This is a genomic window from Marinovum sp. 2_MG-2023, assembly GCF_030548265.1.
GTDB lineage: Bacteria > Pseudomonadota > Alphaproteobacteria > Rhodobacterales > Rhodobacteraceae > Marinovum.
This window is the reverse complement of sequence record NZ_JAUOSD010000004.1, coordinates 116173-131096: the sequence shown is the minus strand read 5'-3', so window position 1 is coordinate 131096 and position 14924 is coordinate 116173. Positions and strand designations below refer to the sequence as shown.

Here is a 14924-nt window from a genome sequence, read left to right as displayed (position 1 = left end):
CGGCGTTCGACGTCTATAACCCACCAAGATTTGCGCGATGCCCTCACCCCCCGCGCTGAACCCCGAGGTCCGTTATGCCAAAAAGAACCGATATTCAGTCGATCATGATCATTGGAGCGGGACCGATTGTGATCGGTCAGGCGTGCGAATTTGATTACTCTGGCGCACAAGCCTGCAAGGCGCTGCGCGAAGAGGGTTATCGCGTGGTTTTGGTCAACTCGAACCCGGCGACGATCATGACCGACCCCGGTCTGGCCGATGCCACCTATATCGAGCCGATCACACCCGAAGTTGTCGCCAAGATCATCGAAAAAGAACGCCCCGACGCATTGTTGCCGACGATGGGCGGGCAGACGGGGTTGAACACCTCGCTTGCGCTGGAAGAAATGGGCGTGCTCGAAAAATTCGGCGTCGAGATGATTGGCGCCAAGCGCGAGGCCATTGAAATGGCTGAAGACCGCAAATTGTTCCGCGAGGCGATGGACCGCATCGGGTTGGAAAACCCCAAGGCGACGATCATCACCGCGCCAAAACGCGACAACGGCAGCACCGATCTGGATGCCGGCGTGCAGATGGCGCTGGCCGAACTGGAAGAAATCGGTCTTCCGGCGATCATTCGCCCGGCCTTTACCCTCGGCGGGACTGGCGGCGGCGTTGCGTATAACCGCGAAGATTACATTCATTTCTGCCGCACTGGCATGGATGCCTCGCCGGTCAATCAGATCCTTGTGGATGAGTCGCTGTTGGGCTGGAAAGAATTCGAGATGGAGGTGGTGCGCGACAAGGCGGACAACGCCATCATCGTCTGTGCCATCGAAAACATCGACCCGATGGGTGTGCATACCGGCGATTCGATCACGGTGGCCCCGGCGCTGACCCTGACCGACAAGGAATATCAGATCATGCGCAACGGCAGCATTGCCGTGCTGCGCGAAATCGGTGTCGAAACCGGCGGATCGAACGTCCAATGGGCGGTGAACCCCGAAGATGGCCGCATGGTTGTGATCGAGATGAACCCGCGGGTGTCGCGGTCATCGGCCCTGGCATCCAAGGCCACGGGTTTCCCGATTGCCAAGATCGCGGCGAAACTGGCCGTCGGCTATACGCTGGACGAGCTGGACAACGACATCACCAAGGTCACACCGGCCTCTTTCGAGCCGACCATCGACTATGTCGTCACCAAGATCCCGAAATTCGCGTTCGAGAAATTCCCCGGCTCCGAGCCATTCCTGACCACCGCGATGAAGTCGGTCGGCGAAACCATGGCGATTGGCCGCACCATCCACGAAAGCCTGCAAAAGGCGCTGGCCTCGATGGAAAGCGGGCTGACCGGATTTGACGAGGTCGCCATACCAGGCGCACCGGAAAAATCCGCCGTGATCAAAGCGATCAGTCAGCAAACCCCCGACCGGATGCGCACCATTGCCCAGGCAATGCGCGAGGGTCTGAGCGACGATGAAATCCACGGCGTCACCATGTTTGACCCTTGGTTCCTGGCCCGCATCCGCGAGATTGTGGAAACCGAGGCCGAGGTGCGCGAAAATGGCCTGCCTGACAATGCGGCGGGCCTGCGCCATCTGAAAATGATGGGCTTTACCGATGCGCGTCTGTCGAAACTGACCGGGTTCTCTGAAAAAGACGTGCGCAACCGGCGGATTTCCAAGGGTGTGGTCGCGTCGTTCAAACGCATCGACACCTGTGCCGCCGAGTTCGAGGCGCAGACGCCTTATATGTATTCCACCTATGAAGCGCCGATGATGGGCGATGTGGAATGCGAAGCGCGGCCCAGCGACAAGAAAAAGGTCGTGATCCTTGGCGGCGGTCCCAACCGGATCGGGCAGGGGATCGAATTTGATTACTGCTGCTGTCACGCCTGTTTCGCGCTGACCGAAGCGGGATACGAGACCATCATGGTCAATTGTAACCCCGAAACGGTTTCAACCGACTATGACACCTCTGACCGGCTGTATTTCGAACCGGTGACCTTCGAACATGTGATGGAAATCCTGCGGGTCGAGCAGGACAACGGCACATTGCACGGCGTGATCGTGCAGTTCGGCGGTCAGACCCCGCTCAAACTGGCCAATGCGCTGGAATCCGAGGGTATTCCGATCCTTGGCACCACGCCCGACGCCATCGACCTTGCCGAAGACCGCGAGCGTTTCCAGGCGCTGGTCAATCAGCTTGGTCTGAAGCAGCCGAAAAACGGCATTGCTTCGACCGATGCCCAGGCGCTGGCAATTGCCGAAGACATCGGATTCCCGCTGGTGATCCGCCCCTCCTATGTGCTGGGTGGCCGCGCGATGGAAATCGTGCGCGATATGGCGCATCTGGAGCGTTATATCAACGAAGCGGTGGTGGTGTCCGGCGACAGCCCGGTTCTGCTGGACAGCTATCTGTCGGGCGCGGTCGAACTGGACGTTGACGCGCTTTGTGATGGCGAGGCCGTGCATGTCGCGGGCATCATGCAGCACATCGAAGAGGCCGGCGTGCACTCTGGCGACTCTGCCTGTTCGCTGCCGCCCTATTCGCTGTCGCAGGACATTCTGGCCGAGATCAAGACCCAGACCGAGGCTTTGGCCCGCGCGCTGAACGTTGTTGGTCTGATGAACATCCAATTCGCGATCAAAGATGGCGAGATCTATCTGATCGAGGTCAACCCGCGTGCGTCGCGCACCGTGCCCTTTGTCGCCAAGGCGACGGACAGCGCAATTGCCTCCATCGCGGCGCGGGTGATGGCGGGTGAGAAGCTTTCGAACTTCCCGCTGCGCCCTGCATACCCGGAAAATGCCGATTATGACACGGTGCTGCCGCTGGCCGATCCGATGACATTGGCCGATCCCAACATGCCGTGGTTCAGCGTGAAGGAAGCGGTGCTGCCCTTTGCCCGGTTCCCCGGTGTTGACACGATCCTGGGACCGGAAATGCGTTCAACAGGCGAGGTCATGGGCTGGGACCGCAGCTTTGCCCGCGCGTTCCTGAAGGCGCAGATGGGCGCCGGTATGATCCTGCCCGAGGGTGGCAAGGTGTTCCTGTCGATCAAGGATTCCGACAAGACACCGGAACTGGTGGAAACGGCACAGATCCTGGCCGGGCTTGGCTTTGCCATGGTTGCCACCTCTGGCACGGCGGCGTTCCTGCGCGAGCATGGGTTGACGGCGGAAGTGGTCAAAAAGGTCTACGAAGGCCGGCCCAACGTGGTGGATATGTTGAAAAACGACGAGATCACCCTGGTGATGAACACAACCGAGGGCGCGGCGGCCGTTGCAGACAGCCGCGAGATCCGTTCAGTCGCGCTTTATGACAAGATCCCGTATTTCACGACCGCCGCTGCCGCACATGCTGCGGCGCTGGCCATGCAGGCCCGGCGTGAGGGTGAATTGGTGGTAAAGCCGCTACAAGGCTAAAGGCGGGGTGCGCCCCAAGAGGCGCACCCTTTGCTTAGAACTGCCAGTTGAACTGCCGGATCAAAGTGACCCCAAAGCTCATCTGATCTTCGCTGCCCGCACGGGTAACCGGCGAATCCGCGAAATCATTGGTCAGCCGGTGCCAGCCCAATTTGCCTTCGATCGCCCAGGTGTCGGTCAGTTCGCGGCGCGCGATCAGCTCAAGCCCATAGGATTTCACCCCGCCATCCGCGGAATAGGGGCTGAGATTGGACGCGGACGCCGGGACCGAGAAATAGGTATCGGCGTAATTGTCATCGCCAAATGTCACGCGCGGGCCGAACCGCAGGGTGGTCAATGCGTCCGGGCGCAGAATGGCGTTGGCCTTCAGGTCGCCGACAATGCCGTCATGGCCGTTGATGCCCTTGCGGATCGCGGCGGACACTTCGGCATTTTCCCAAGTATAACCTGCCTGAATCCCCAGCTCGAGCGCCCAATCGACGTCATCCATGCCTTTGAGGTCGTCATGTTCCGACGCATCCCGCGCCGAGACAAAGCCAAAAGACGGGCTGATGCGGAAACCCGTGGTCTCGCCACCACCTGCGGAAACACCGCCAAAAGACAGGCTGTGCAAACCGCCCTGGATTGTGGGGCCAGCCTTATAGGTATCTGCGCCCTCGTAATCGGGCGAATATTTGGTGCCGATCCCCAATTCAAAGGCAATATGATTGCCTTCGGCAGATCCCAGCGTGGGGCTGAGGGCGATCAAAGCGGCGACAAGCGATGCAACGGGGCGGCGAAGACGGTTTTTCACGGCAACGTCCTTTCAAGGAAAATCGGTCAGGGTGATGTCCCGCAGCAGCGCGGGGTCTTATAGAGCCAGTAACATAGTCTCTGGGACAATCCGCCATATAGTTCTGCGAAAAGTTTTTGAAAGCAGAATTTTGCAATCCGCGTCCCGTGCCAGAAAAATCCCGGTGTTGCCGGGAAAATGTGTCACTCTTGCATCGCCATTGGCGGTGGTTCAGACGACTTGGCCCCAGAAAATAAGGCCGAGGCCCAGTATTACCCGATAGACGACATAGGGCGTAAAGCTGATTGATTTCAGTAGCCGCATCATCAGTGCCAGCGCCAGCAATGCCGAAAAGAAGGCAAACACCGCGCCAATGCCCGCCAGCCGAAGCATGGCCCAATCCGCGCTGCCGACAACCTCGGCGCCCAGAAGCAGGCCAGAGGCGATAATGGTCGGGATCGACATCAGCATCGACAGCCGCGCCGCATCGCTGCGCTCATAGCCCAGAAACCGCGCGCCGGTGATGACGATACCGGACCGGGACGTGCCGGGAATCAGGGCAACGGCCTGCCATATGCCCAGAATCCAGGCGTGATGCGGTGACCAGTCGGCTGTGGTGCGATTGGATTTGCCTTTTTGATCGGCCCACCACAGGACAAGACCAAACAGCAACATGGACCAGCCAATCACCGTGATCGACCGCAATGCATCGTCCAGCCCGGTCAGTTTGAGCAGCAATCCGGCCAGCACCACCGGCACCGTTGCAATCAGCAACAGGAATGCCAGTCGCGCGCCCGGCGTGTCGATATGCCCGCGCAGCACCCGGGGCAGACCGGCAAGCGCCATGCGCACATCGGACCAGAAATAAAGGATCACCGCCCCCAACGTGCCGAGATGAACGGCGACATCAATGGCCTGTCCCTGATCCGCCATGCCGGTCAGATTCGGCAGAAGAATCAGATGACCGGAGCTGGACACCGGCAGAAATTCGGTAATGCCCTGGATCACGGCAACAATCAGAAGATGAAATAGCGTCATGGGGCTGAACCTTCGCGATGCGGATGCCGCTTTATAAACCCAAGGGAAATCAAACGGAAACGGGAATATGGGTCCGTATCGGATCTATTTTATGACATTTACCCCTGCCTTGGGGTGCGGCTTGTTAAAATAACATGATAATAGGTCAGCATAACTGACTTTTCATGCGTCGCGACCTGCGCTAAAACGCATCCAACCCATTCAAGAACCGGAGCCCAGCAAAATGGCCAAGCAGCCGATGTTGAAATTCGTCCAGATCGAACGCGACATGCCGCAAAAGCGGGACGCACAGGTGCGTAACAGCGATTTTGACGAGATCTATGCAGAGTTTGCCAAGGCCAAAGCCGAAGAGCAAGCCAGCCGGTGCAGCCAATGCGGCGTGCCCTATTGCCAGAGCCATTGCCCGCTGCACAACAATATCCCCGATTGGCTGAACCTGACCGCCACCGGCCGCCTGAAAGAGGCCTATGAGGTCAGCCAGGCCACCAATACCTTCCCCGAGATTTGCGGTCGCATCTGTCCGCAGGACCGCCTGTGCGAAGGCAATTGCGTGATCGAACAATCCGGCCATGGCACTGTGACCATCGGCTCGGTCGAAAAATACATCACCGATACCGCTTGGGAAAACGGCTGGGTTCTGCCCGCCAACCCGGCGCAGGAACGCGTTGAAAGCGTGGGCATCATCGGCGCGGGCCCTGGCGGTCTGGCGGCGGCGGATGTGCTGCGCCGTGCGGGTGTACAGGTCGCGGTCTATGACCGGTATGACCGCGCCGGCGGCCTGCTGACCTATGGTATCCCCGGTTTCAAACTGGAAAAGCCGATTGTCATGCGCCGCAACGAGCAGCTTGAAAAGGGCGGCGTGACCTTCAAGCTGAACTGTACCGTGGGCGAAGACATTTCGTTTGAAGAGATCCGAGCCGCGCATGATGCGGTGATCATCGCCACCGGCGTGTACAAATCGCGTGATCTGAAGGGTCCGGGCAGCGGCGCCGACGGTATCGTCAAGGCGATCGACTATCTGACCGCGTCGAACCGCGCCGCCAACTTTGGCGACAAAGTGCCGGAATTCGAAAGCGGCGAGCTGAATGCCAAGGGCAAAAAGGTTGTCGTGATCGGCGGCGGTGACACCGCGATGGATTGCGTGCGGACCGCCATCCGGCAAGGCGCGGAAAGCGTCAAATGTCTCTATCGTCGGGACCGTGCCAACATGCCCGGTTCGCAGCGCGAAGTGGCCAACGCCGAAGAAGAAGGCGTGCAGTTTGAATGGCTGACCGCGCCGCAGGGCTATACCGGCGACACGGTCGAGGGTGTAATGGTGCAACGCATGCGTCTGGGTCATCCCGATGCCAGCGGCCGCCAAGCGCCCGAAGTGATCGAAGGCAGCGATTATGTCGAACCCGCCGATCTGGTGATCAAGGCGCTGGGCTTCGAGCCAGAGGATCTGCCAACGCTCTGGGATTGCCCGGAATTGTCTGTGACCCGCTGGGGCACCGTCAAAGCCGAGTTTGAAACCGGCGCGACCGATATGGAAGGCGTCTATGCCGTGGGCGACATCGTGCGCGGTGCGTCGCTTGTGGTTTGGGCAATCCGTGACGGGCGTGATTGTGCGGATGCAATCCTCAAACGGTTGGATGCCAAGGCCGCGGCACAAATCGCAGCGGAATGATTTTGACGTTCCCCTGAAGGGGGCAATGCAAGAGATATCAATTCGGGCCGGGGCGCATAACGCGCCGACCGCCCGCACAGTGGGAGACCCCTGATGACCAAATATGATGCCGATTGGGTGCGCGCCGAAGAAGCCAAGCGCGAATGGATGAACGAAAACGGTATGTTCCGCGAAGAGCATGAACATTCCTCCTGTGGTGTTGGCCTTGTGGTCGCGCTGGACGGCAAGGCGACCCGCAAAGTGGTCGAAGCCGGGATCAACGCGCTCAAGGCGATCTGGCACCGTGGGGCGGTGGATGCGGATGGCAAAACCGGCGATGGCGCGGGTATTCACGTCCAGATTCCTGTGCCGTTCTTTTATGATCAGGTGCGCCGCACCGGCCATGAACCGCATCCGGATCAATTGCTGGCCGTGGGCCAGGTGTTTCTGCCGCGCACCGATTTTGGCGGTCAGGAAACCTGCCGGACCATCGTGGAAACCGAAGTTCTGCGGATGGGCTATTACATCTATGGCTGGCGCCACGTGCCGGTCGACATCAGCGTGTTGGGCGAAAAGGCCAATGCCACACGGCCCGAGATCGAGCAGATCCTGATTTCGAACTCCAAAGGCGTTGATGAAGACACGTTCGAGCGTGAGCTTTATGTCATCCGCCGCCGGATCGAAAAAGCCGCGATCGCCGCAGGGGTCAAAGAGCTGTACCTCGCGTCGCTGTCCTGCCGGTCGATCATCTACAAGGGCATGATGCTGGCCGAACAGGTTGCGGAATTCTATCCCGACCTGAAAGACGACCGTTTCGAAAGCGCCTTTGCGATCTATCACCAGCGGTATTCGACCAACACCTTCCCGCAGTGGTGGCTGGCGCAACCGTTCCGCATGTTGGCCCATAACGGCGAAATCAACACGTTGAAGGGCAACCTCAACTGGATGAAAAGCCATGAAATCCGCATGGCCTCGTCTACATTTGGCGATCTTGCCGACGACATCAAACCGATTGTGCCCCAGGGGTCATCGGATTCCGCCGCGCTGGATTCGGTGTTCGAGGTTCTGGTCCGTGCCGGGCGCAGCGCCCCGATGGCGAAAACCATGCTGGTGCCCGAAAGCTGGAGCAAACAGGCGGTTGATCTGCCGGATGCCTGGCGCGACATGTATTCCTATTGCAACTCGGTGATGGAACCTTGGGATGGCCCGGCCGCCCTGGCGATGACCGATGGTCGCTGGGTCTGTGCCGGTCTGGACCGGAACGGTCTGCGCCCGATGCGCTATGTGGTGACCGGTGATGGTCTGGTCATCGCGGGCTCTGAGGCGGGTATGGTGCCGGTCGATCAGGCCACGGTTGTCGAAAAAGGCGCGCTTGGCCCCGGTCAATTGCTGGCCGTCGACATGAAAGAGGGCAAGCTGTTCCACGATACCGAGATCAAGGATAAACTGGCCAATGCCCGTCCCTTTGGGGAATGGGTCGGCAAGATCAATGATCTGGACGATCAGTTGGCCGGCGTGACAGAGACCGCGCTGCACAGCGGCGAAGACCTGCGCAAGCGTCAGATCGCCGCCGGTTACAGCATTGAAGAGCTGGAACAGGTGCTGGCGCCCATGGCCGAAGATGGCAAAGAGATGATCGCCTCGATGGGGGATGACACCCCGTCGGCGGTTTTGTCGGCCAAATATCGCCCGCTCAGCCATTATTTCCGCCAGAACTTCAGCCAGGTGACCAACCCGCCGATCGACAGCCTGCGGGAATATCGGGTGATGAGCCTGAAAACACGGTTCGGCAACCTCAAGAACGTGTTGGATGAAAGCAGCGCCCAGACCGAAATTCTGGTGCTGGACAGCCCCTTTGTCGGCAGTGCCCAGTTCGATGTCCTGACCAAGCAGTTCAATGCGGACATGGTGACAATCGACTGTACCTTTGCGGTGGGCGGCGGCGATGGCGCATTGCGCGATGGTCTAGCCCGCATCCGGGCCGAAGCCGAGGACGCAGTGCGTTCGGGGGCCGGGCATCTGGTTCTGACGGATCAGGCGCTGGGCGCGGACAAGATCGGCATGCCGATGATCCTGGCCACCAGCGCGGTGCATTCGCACCTGACGCGCAAGGGGCTGCGGACCTTCTGTTCGCTGAACGTGCGGTCGGCGGAATGTATCGACCCGCATTATTTTGCCGTGCTGATTGGCGCGGGCGCGACGGTGGTCAACGCCTATCTGGCCGAAGACAGCCTGGCCGACCGGATCAATCGCGGCCTGCTGGATGGCACGCTGACCGAAAATGTGGCGCGCTATCGCAATGCGGTGGATCAGGGTCTGTTGAAGATCATGTCCAAAATGGGGATTTCGGTTCTGTCGTCTTATCGCGGCGGGTTGAACTTTGAGGCCGTGGGCCTCAGCCGCGCGATGTGTGCGGCCTATTTCCCCGGCATGCTGAGCCGGATCAGCGGCATCGGGGTCAGCGGCATCCAGAAGAAACTGGAAGACGTGCATGCGCTGGCCTATTCGCAGGGCCGTGATGTCCTGCCGATTGGTGGCTTCTACAAGAGCCGGAAATCGGGCGAGACCCACGCCTGGGGCGCACAGACCATGCATATGATGCAAATGGCCTGTAACACGGCGTCTTTCTCGCTTTGGAAAAAGTATTCCCAGGCGATGCAGGCCAACCCGCCGATCCATTTGCGCGACCTGCTGGCGATCAAGCCGCTTGGCGCTGTGGTGCCGATTGAACAGGTGGAAAGCGTGACCGCGATCCGCAAACGGTTTGTCACGCCGGGCATGTCGCTGGGCGCGCTCAGCCCTGAGGCGCACAAGACATTGAACGTCGCGATGAACCGGATTGGCGCACGGTCGGATTCGGGTGAAGGCGGCGAAGATCCGGCGCATTTCGTGCCTGAACCCAATGGCGACAACCCCAGCGCCAAGATCAAACAGGTCGCTTCGGGGCGTTTCGGCGTCACGGCGGAATACCTGAACCAGTGTGAAGAGCTGGAGATCAAGGTCGCCCAGGGCGCCAAGCCCGGCGAAGGTGGCCAGTTGCCGGGGATGAAGGTCACCGACCTGATCGCGCGCCTGCGCCATTCGACCAAGGGCGTGACGCTGATTTCGCCCCCGCCGCACCACGACATCTATTCGATCGAGGATCTGGCGCAGCTGATCTATGACCTGAAACAGATCAACCCGCGCTGCAAGGTGACGGTGAAACTGGTGGCGTCGTCCGGCGTTGGCACGATTGCGGCCGGTGTGGCCAAGGCCAAGGCGGATGTGATCCTGATTTCGGGCCACAATGGCGGCACCGGGGCCAGCCCGGCAACCAGCATCAAATATGCGGGTTTGCCGTGGGAAATGGGTCTGACAGAGGCGCATCAGGTTCTGGCAATGAACAACCTGCGGTCGCGCATCACCCTGCGGACCGACGGTGGTTTGCGCACCGGACGTGACATTGTCATGGCGGCGATGATGGGGGCCGAAGAATACGGCATCGGCACCGCTGCATTGATCGCGATGGGCTGTATCATGGTGCGTCAGTGCCAGTCGAACACCTGCCCGGTGGGCGTTTGTACCCAGGACGAAAGCCTGCGGGACAAATTCACCGGCAATGCCGACAAGGTGGTCAACCTGATCACCTTCTACGCCCAGGAAGTGCGCGAAGTGCTGGCCAGCATCGGTGCGAGATCGCTTGATGATGTGATCGGGCGTGCCGATCTGTTGACCCAGGTGTCGCGTGGCGCGGATCACCTTGACGATCTTGACCTGAACCCGCTGTTGATCACCGTCGATGGCGCACAGGACATCGTTTATGACCGCAACAAGCCGCGCAATGCGGTGCCGGATACGCTGGATGCGGAAATCGTGCGGGATGCGCAGCGGTTCCTGGAAGACGGCGAAAAGATGCAGCTGCAATATTCGGTGCAAAACACCCATCGTACCGTTGGCACGCGCACATCCAGCCATATCGTCAAGAATTTCGGCATGCGCAACACCCTGCAAGCCGATCACCTGACGGTCAAATTGCAAGGCTCTGCCGGGCAATCTCTGGGTGCCTTTGCGGCCCCAGGGCTGAAGCTGGAAGTGTCGGGCGATGCCAACGATTATGTTGGCAAGGGCCTGTCGGGGGGCACAATTGTGGTGCGTCCGCCGATGGTGTCGCCGCTGAAGGCGCGGGAAAACACCATCATCGGCAATACCGTGCTTTACGGGGCGACCGATGGCTATCTGTTCGCGGCGGGTCGTGCCGGCGAACGGTTTGCGGTGCGCAACTCTGGCGCCAAGGTCGTGATCGAGGGCTGTGGCTCGAACGGTTGTGAATATATGACCGGCGGGGTTGCGGTGATCCTTGGCTCGATTGGGGCGAACTTTGGTGCCGGGATGACCGGTGGCATGGCCTATCTGTATGATCCCGATGGTGTGGCGGAAAAGCTGATCAACCCTGAAACGCTGATCATTGGCGCGGTAGAGGTCGACCACTGGGAGGCTGAGCTGCGCGGTCTGATCGAACGCCACTGCGAAGAGACCGGAAGCCGCGCTGCGGCGGACATTCTTCAGCATTGGGAGAGCGAGAAAGCGAACTTCCGCCAGATCTGTCCGATCGAAATGGTCAACAACCTGGCGCATCCGCTGACCAAGGAAGCGACAGCCGTGCCGGCGGAATAAGCCGAAGACAACTGAAAAACGGGCCGCGGCGCTAAAACGCGCCGTGGCCGGATCTTGCCCCGCGATTGCGGCGCTTTTTCGGGCGCGCGCGTGGTGGCATGACATTTGCCAAACACGATGCGCAAAGGTCACGAAGCGATGATTTTGCGGGTCCGAGGCGATTTCCTTGGCCCACGACAGCGGCTAGGGTGCGGCCATGGCACGCAAGGCAAAATCGCGGAAACCCGCACCCAAACCCCGCATCGCATTTCGGCCCGGACGTTTCATCCGGCGCTGGGTGTTGCGGCTTGTCAGTCTTGCGTTTCTGATCGTTGCCTTTCTGATTGTGGTGTTTTCGATCTTTAACCCGCCTGCCACGATGTACATGCGCCAGGAACAGGCGCGATTGGGCCAGATTGATCATGTCTGGGTGCGGATGGACAATATCGCACCGGTCATGGGCCGGTCGGCGGTGGCGGCGGAAGACGCCAATTTCTGCAATCACTGGGGTTTTGATATGGTGGCGATCCGCGCGGCGCTGAATGCCGGCGGCAGCCGTGGCGCTTCGACGATCAGCCAGCAGGTGGTGAAAAACGTCTATCTCTGGCATGGCCGCAATTGGACCCGCAAGGCGCTGGAGGCTCTGATCACGCCAATGGTCGAGACGGTTTGGTCCAAACGGCGCATTTTGGAAGTCTATTTGAACGTCGCGGAATTTGATGAAGGCGTGTTTGGGGTCGAGGCCGCCGCGCGGCATTATTTCGGTGTCTCACCCGGCAATCTCAGCGCGGTTCAGGCGGCGCGGCTGGCGGCGATTCTGCCCAACCCCAAGGGGCGTTCGGCCAGCAATCCATCGGGGGCGGTGCGGCGCAGGTCGGCATCCATCCGCGACGGGGCGGCAACAATTGACCGGGACGGCCGGGCGGATTGTTTTCAGTAGTCCTGCGCTCTGGAACGGCTTAAGGGATCAGGGCCGCCCGGATTTGTGCCGTCTGAGATCGGACATGGCGCGATAGATTTCCCGCCGGGCGCGGTTGATGAACCCCAGCGGGCAGTGCGCAGGCAGGGACATCCAGGGATTGAAACGCATGGTTTCGGCGCTTTTGTCCCGATCCGGTGCGTTGCTTTGCCGGAATAGGGTCAAGTCCGCCAGTTTGATGAAATCCGCACCATTGGTGCCCCAGTCGACGGTTGGGTCTTCGATTGGATGTGCCTCCGCGTCCGCCTGCACCACGACCCCGAAATCGAATTGCGCCGGACCCTCTGCCAAAACCCGCCAGAGGTCTTGGCGCAAACCATCTTCACTGTCCACGGTGGCGGTTGGCGGGCCGTGGCCGATGACCTTGTATTTCACGGCGCGACCGTCCCCACAGAGAAAGGCCGTGGTGCTGTGATAGGTCAGTGACACCAGCGCGCCGACCTGACGACCGGCAAATTCACGCGCGGCGCGCAGGGTTTTGCGATGAAACAGCCAGAGCATCGCCAGCCCCCAACCCGCCGCCAGGATCCGGCCCACAGTGATCCCATTGCCGCGCAGGTCCTGCATGGGCGTGAAATAGCGGTTGAAGGCGACATATTCCGCCATTGTGGCGGTGAAATAGGTGGGGTGATCAACAAGGATGAAATCCTGTTCTGTCACCGGACCCCGCCCCGGCAACAGCTTCTGTCCCGGCACATCCAGCAGTTTGATCGCCATGCCGCGTACGTCGCGGCGGCGATCGTCGGTCTGCCCGCCGTTGGAAAACCGCACCAGACAGCGATAGGTTTGCCCCGGTTGAAACACCCCAACCGCAAAACCATCCGGCAGGTCACCCCGCACCCGCAAGCGCCCTTCGACCAATCCATGATGTTTGCCATGCTGGCCGCGCTTGGCGGTCTTGCCCTCCAGCCAAACGGTCTTCAAATTGTCGCGGATCAGCCCCGCAATGACCTGCGGTTCCCTCTTGGGAATGACCTCTTGTGCCAGCATGCTGCGCCTCAGAGCGATTTGAGATACTCCAGAAGCGCAGATTTCTCATCCGCGTCCAGATCGGTGCCATAAAGATGCCCGCCGTTGCCATTGCCAATCAGGGTGGTGTCAAACGCAAAACCATCAGTACAGGCAAACCCGACACGCTCGGGATCGAAATGGGTACAACCGCGAAAGAATTCCGCCGGGCGATCCGCGGGGGGCGACAGAAGATCGGCCAATGTCGGCACAGATCCGTTGTGCAAATAGGGCGCGCGCATCCAGATGCCATCCAACGGCATGTTGGCATAGCCGTCCGTCACGCGATAATTGTTGAATTTCCAGGAGTATTTGTCGCCGACAGTACCAAAGTAGCGCACCATCGTGGCGTCAAACAGATCGGTGCGCTGGCGGTCGGTGCCCAGCACCTCTGAGGATGTGACCTGGCCCATGCGGACCGCGCCGGGATCGTGACAGGTATCACAGGCTGCGCGCTGGTAAATTTCGCGCCCTTCAGCGGCCAGATCCGGGTCAAAGGCCACCGGAAACGGCGGCGGCGGGAAATCCATCAGCCAATTGGACACCCGCTCAATCGCATGTTTTTCCAACAGCCAATCCGAAGCACCACCGGCCATCGCGGCGGAAATATTGCGTTCGTCGAGCGAGGCGTTGTTGCCGTCCCAGTGAAACCAACCGTCCAGCCGAATACGCTGGTTCCAGACAGACGGGAAATCCACCGTGCCGACACGGGTATCGCCGGCGGGTTCCAACCCCCAGCGTTGACGCCAGAAATTGCCGGCATCGGTGCGCCCGGGTCCATGTTCGGGGCGGGTGGCAAGCCAGGCAAGACCATCTTTCAGGCTGGTGATCTGATCCTCCAATCGCGGGAACACCACAAACCGCAAAACGATCTTGTCGAGAAAGCCGGGGGGCCGGCCGTTGGCCTCGGCCGCGGCGATCACCGCATCAGCGGTCAATCGGGCATCGCTGGCGGCCGTGGTCAGGAATTCGATATAGGCCTGAAGATTCAGCGCATTGGCCGGCGCGCCCAACACCAGATGAGCCGCGCCATTCAACTGATAGGTCGAGACATGGCAGGTTCCGCAATTGAATCCGACCCGTGGCACCCCGATCCGGCGCACAGATACGCCAATCGGCAGCTCATGCCCCGGTTCGGTGAGAAACCCGAATTCGGCAAATCCATTTGGAAGATCATCGGCGAATATCGTCGGCAGTTCCCGCCAGATGGCATAGGGAAACCCGTCAACTTCGGCCCCGACAGAGCCATATTTGAAATGCTCGGCCTCGTCCGCGAAATAGGGTGCAGGCCAGGGTTTCACCGTCAGCCTCTTGAACTCAAGGAACAGCGCGGCCGCGAGCAGGGCGAAGAAGGCCAGAAATATCAGTTTCTTCATGCTACAACTCTATCGGGAATATTGTTGGACACAACACGCATGAGTGTGACACACTGCCCCCCATAAA

General features: G+C 60.0%; 8 protein-coding genes. 4 read left to right on the top strand and 4 right to left on the bottom strand.

The genetic code is table 11. The features are described from left to right. Window positions 1-74: 74 nt before the first annotated feature. Complete coding sequence (gene carB, locus Q4577_RS06800; RefSeq protein WP_303468954.1) at window positions 75-3407, top strand: carbamoyl-phosphate synthase large subunit; 3333 nt, start codon at window positions 75-77, stop codon at window positions 3405-3407. Window positions 3408-3441: 34 nt separating this feature from the next. Here carB and Q4577_RS06795 read toward each other — a convergent pair whose 3' ends face one another. Beyond that, window positions 3442-4200 (bottom strand): MipA/OmpV family protein, encoded by a 759-nt coding sequence (locus Q4577_RS06795; protein WP_303468952.1) that lies wholly within the window; start codon window positions 4198-4200, stop codon window positions 3442-3444. Window positions 4201-4410: 210 nt separating this feature from the next. After that, entirely contained in the window at window positions 4411-5217 is an 807-nt protein-coding gene (locus Q4577_RS06790) for an undecaprenyl-diphosphate phosphatase (RefSeq protein WP_303468951.1), read from the bottom strand. Between the two features lie 223 nt (window positions 5218-5440). Here Q4577_RS06790 and Q4577_RS06785 point away from each other — a divergent pair, with 223 nt between their 5' ends. From Q4577_RS06785 to mtgA, 3 genes are all read left to right on the top strand, one after another. Continuing rightward, window positions 5441-6883: an NAD(P)-dependent oxidoreductase gene (locus tag Q4577_RS06785; RefSeq protein ID WP_303468950.1), complete on the top strand. Its 1443-nt coding sequence runs from the start codon at window positions 5441-5443 to the stop codon at window positions 6881-6883. A gap of 93 nt (window positions 6884-6976) precedes the next feature. Further along, window positions 6977-11515 carry a glutamate synthase large subunit gene (gene gltB / locus Q4577_RS06780; RefSeq protein WP_244684175.1) on the top strand — a complete coding sequence of 1513 codons (4539 nt, stop codon included), beginning with the start codon at window positions 6977-6979 and terminating at the stop codon, window positions 11513-11515. Between the two features lie 196 nt (window positions 11516-11711). Further along, window positions 11712-12434: a monofunctional biosynthetic peptidoglycan transglycosylase gene (mtgA, locus tag Q4577_RS06775; protein WP_244684177.1), complete on the top strand. Its 723-nt coding sequence runs from the start codon at window positions 11712-11714 to the stop codon at window positions 12432-12434. Between the two features lie 27 nt (window positions 12435-12461). Here the strand turns inward: mtgA and Q4577_RS06770 are convergent, their stop codons facing one another. Both Q4577_RS06770 and Q4577_RS06765 read right to left on the bottom strand, forming a co-directional pair. Beyond that, window positions 12462-13463 carry a hypothetical protein gene (locus Q4577_RS06770; protein WP_303468948.1) on the bottom strand — a complete coding sequence of 334 codons (1002 nt, stop codon included), beginning with the start codon at window positions 13461-13463 and terminating at the stop codon, window positions 12462-12464. Window positions 13464-13471: 8 nt separating this feature from the next. Next, a complete protein-coding gene (locus Q4577_RS06765) occupies window positions 13472-14857 on the bottom strand; it encodes a hypothetical protein (protein ID WP_303468947.1) in 1386 nt (461 codons plus the stop codon). Window positions 14858-14924: the final 67 nt, after the last annotated feature.

Coding starts and splice junctions, on each gene's coding strand:
- carB (WP_303468954.1), top strand. CDS start 75: ATGCCAAAAAGAACCGATATTCAGTCGATCATGATCATTGGAGCGGGA.
- Q4577_RS06790 (WP_303468951.1), bottom strand. CDS start 5,217: ATGACGCTATTTCATCTTCTGATTGTTGCCGTGATCCAGGGCATTACC.
- Q4577_RS06785 (WP_303468950.1), top strand. CDS start 5,441: ATGGCCAAGCAGCCGATGTTGAAATTCGTCCAGATCGAACGCGACATG.
- gltB (WP_244684175.1), top strand. CDS start 6,977: ATGACCAAATATGATGCCGATTGGGTGCGCGCCGAAGAAGCCAAGCGC.
- mtgA (WP_244684177.1), top strand. CDS start 11,712: ATGGCACGCAAGGCAAAATCGCGGAAACCCGCACCCAAACCCCGCATC.
- Q4577_RS06770 (WP_303468948.1), bottom strand. CDS start 13,463: ATGCTGGCACAAGAGGTCATTCCCAAGAGGGAACCGCAGGTCATTGCG.
- Q4577_RS06765 (WP_303468947.1), bottom strand. CDS start 14,857: ATGAAGAAACTGATATTTCTGGCCTTCTTCGCCCTGCTCGCGGCCGCG.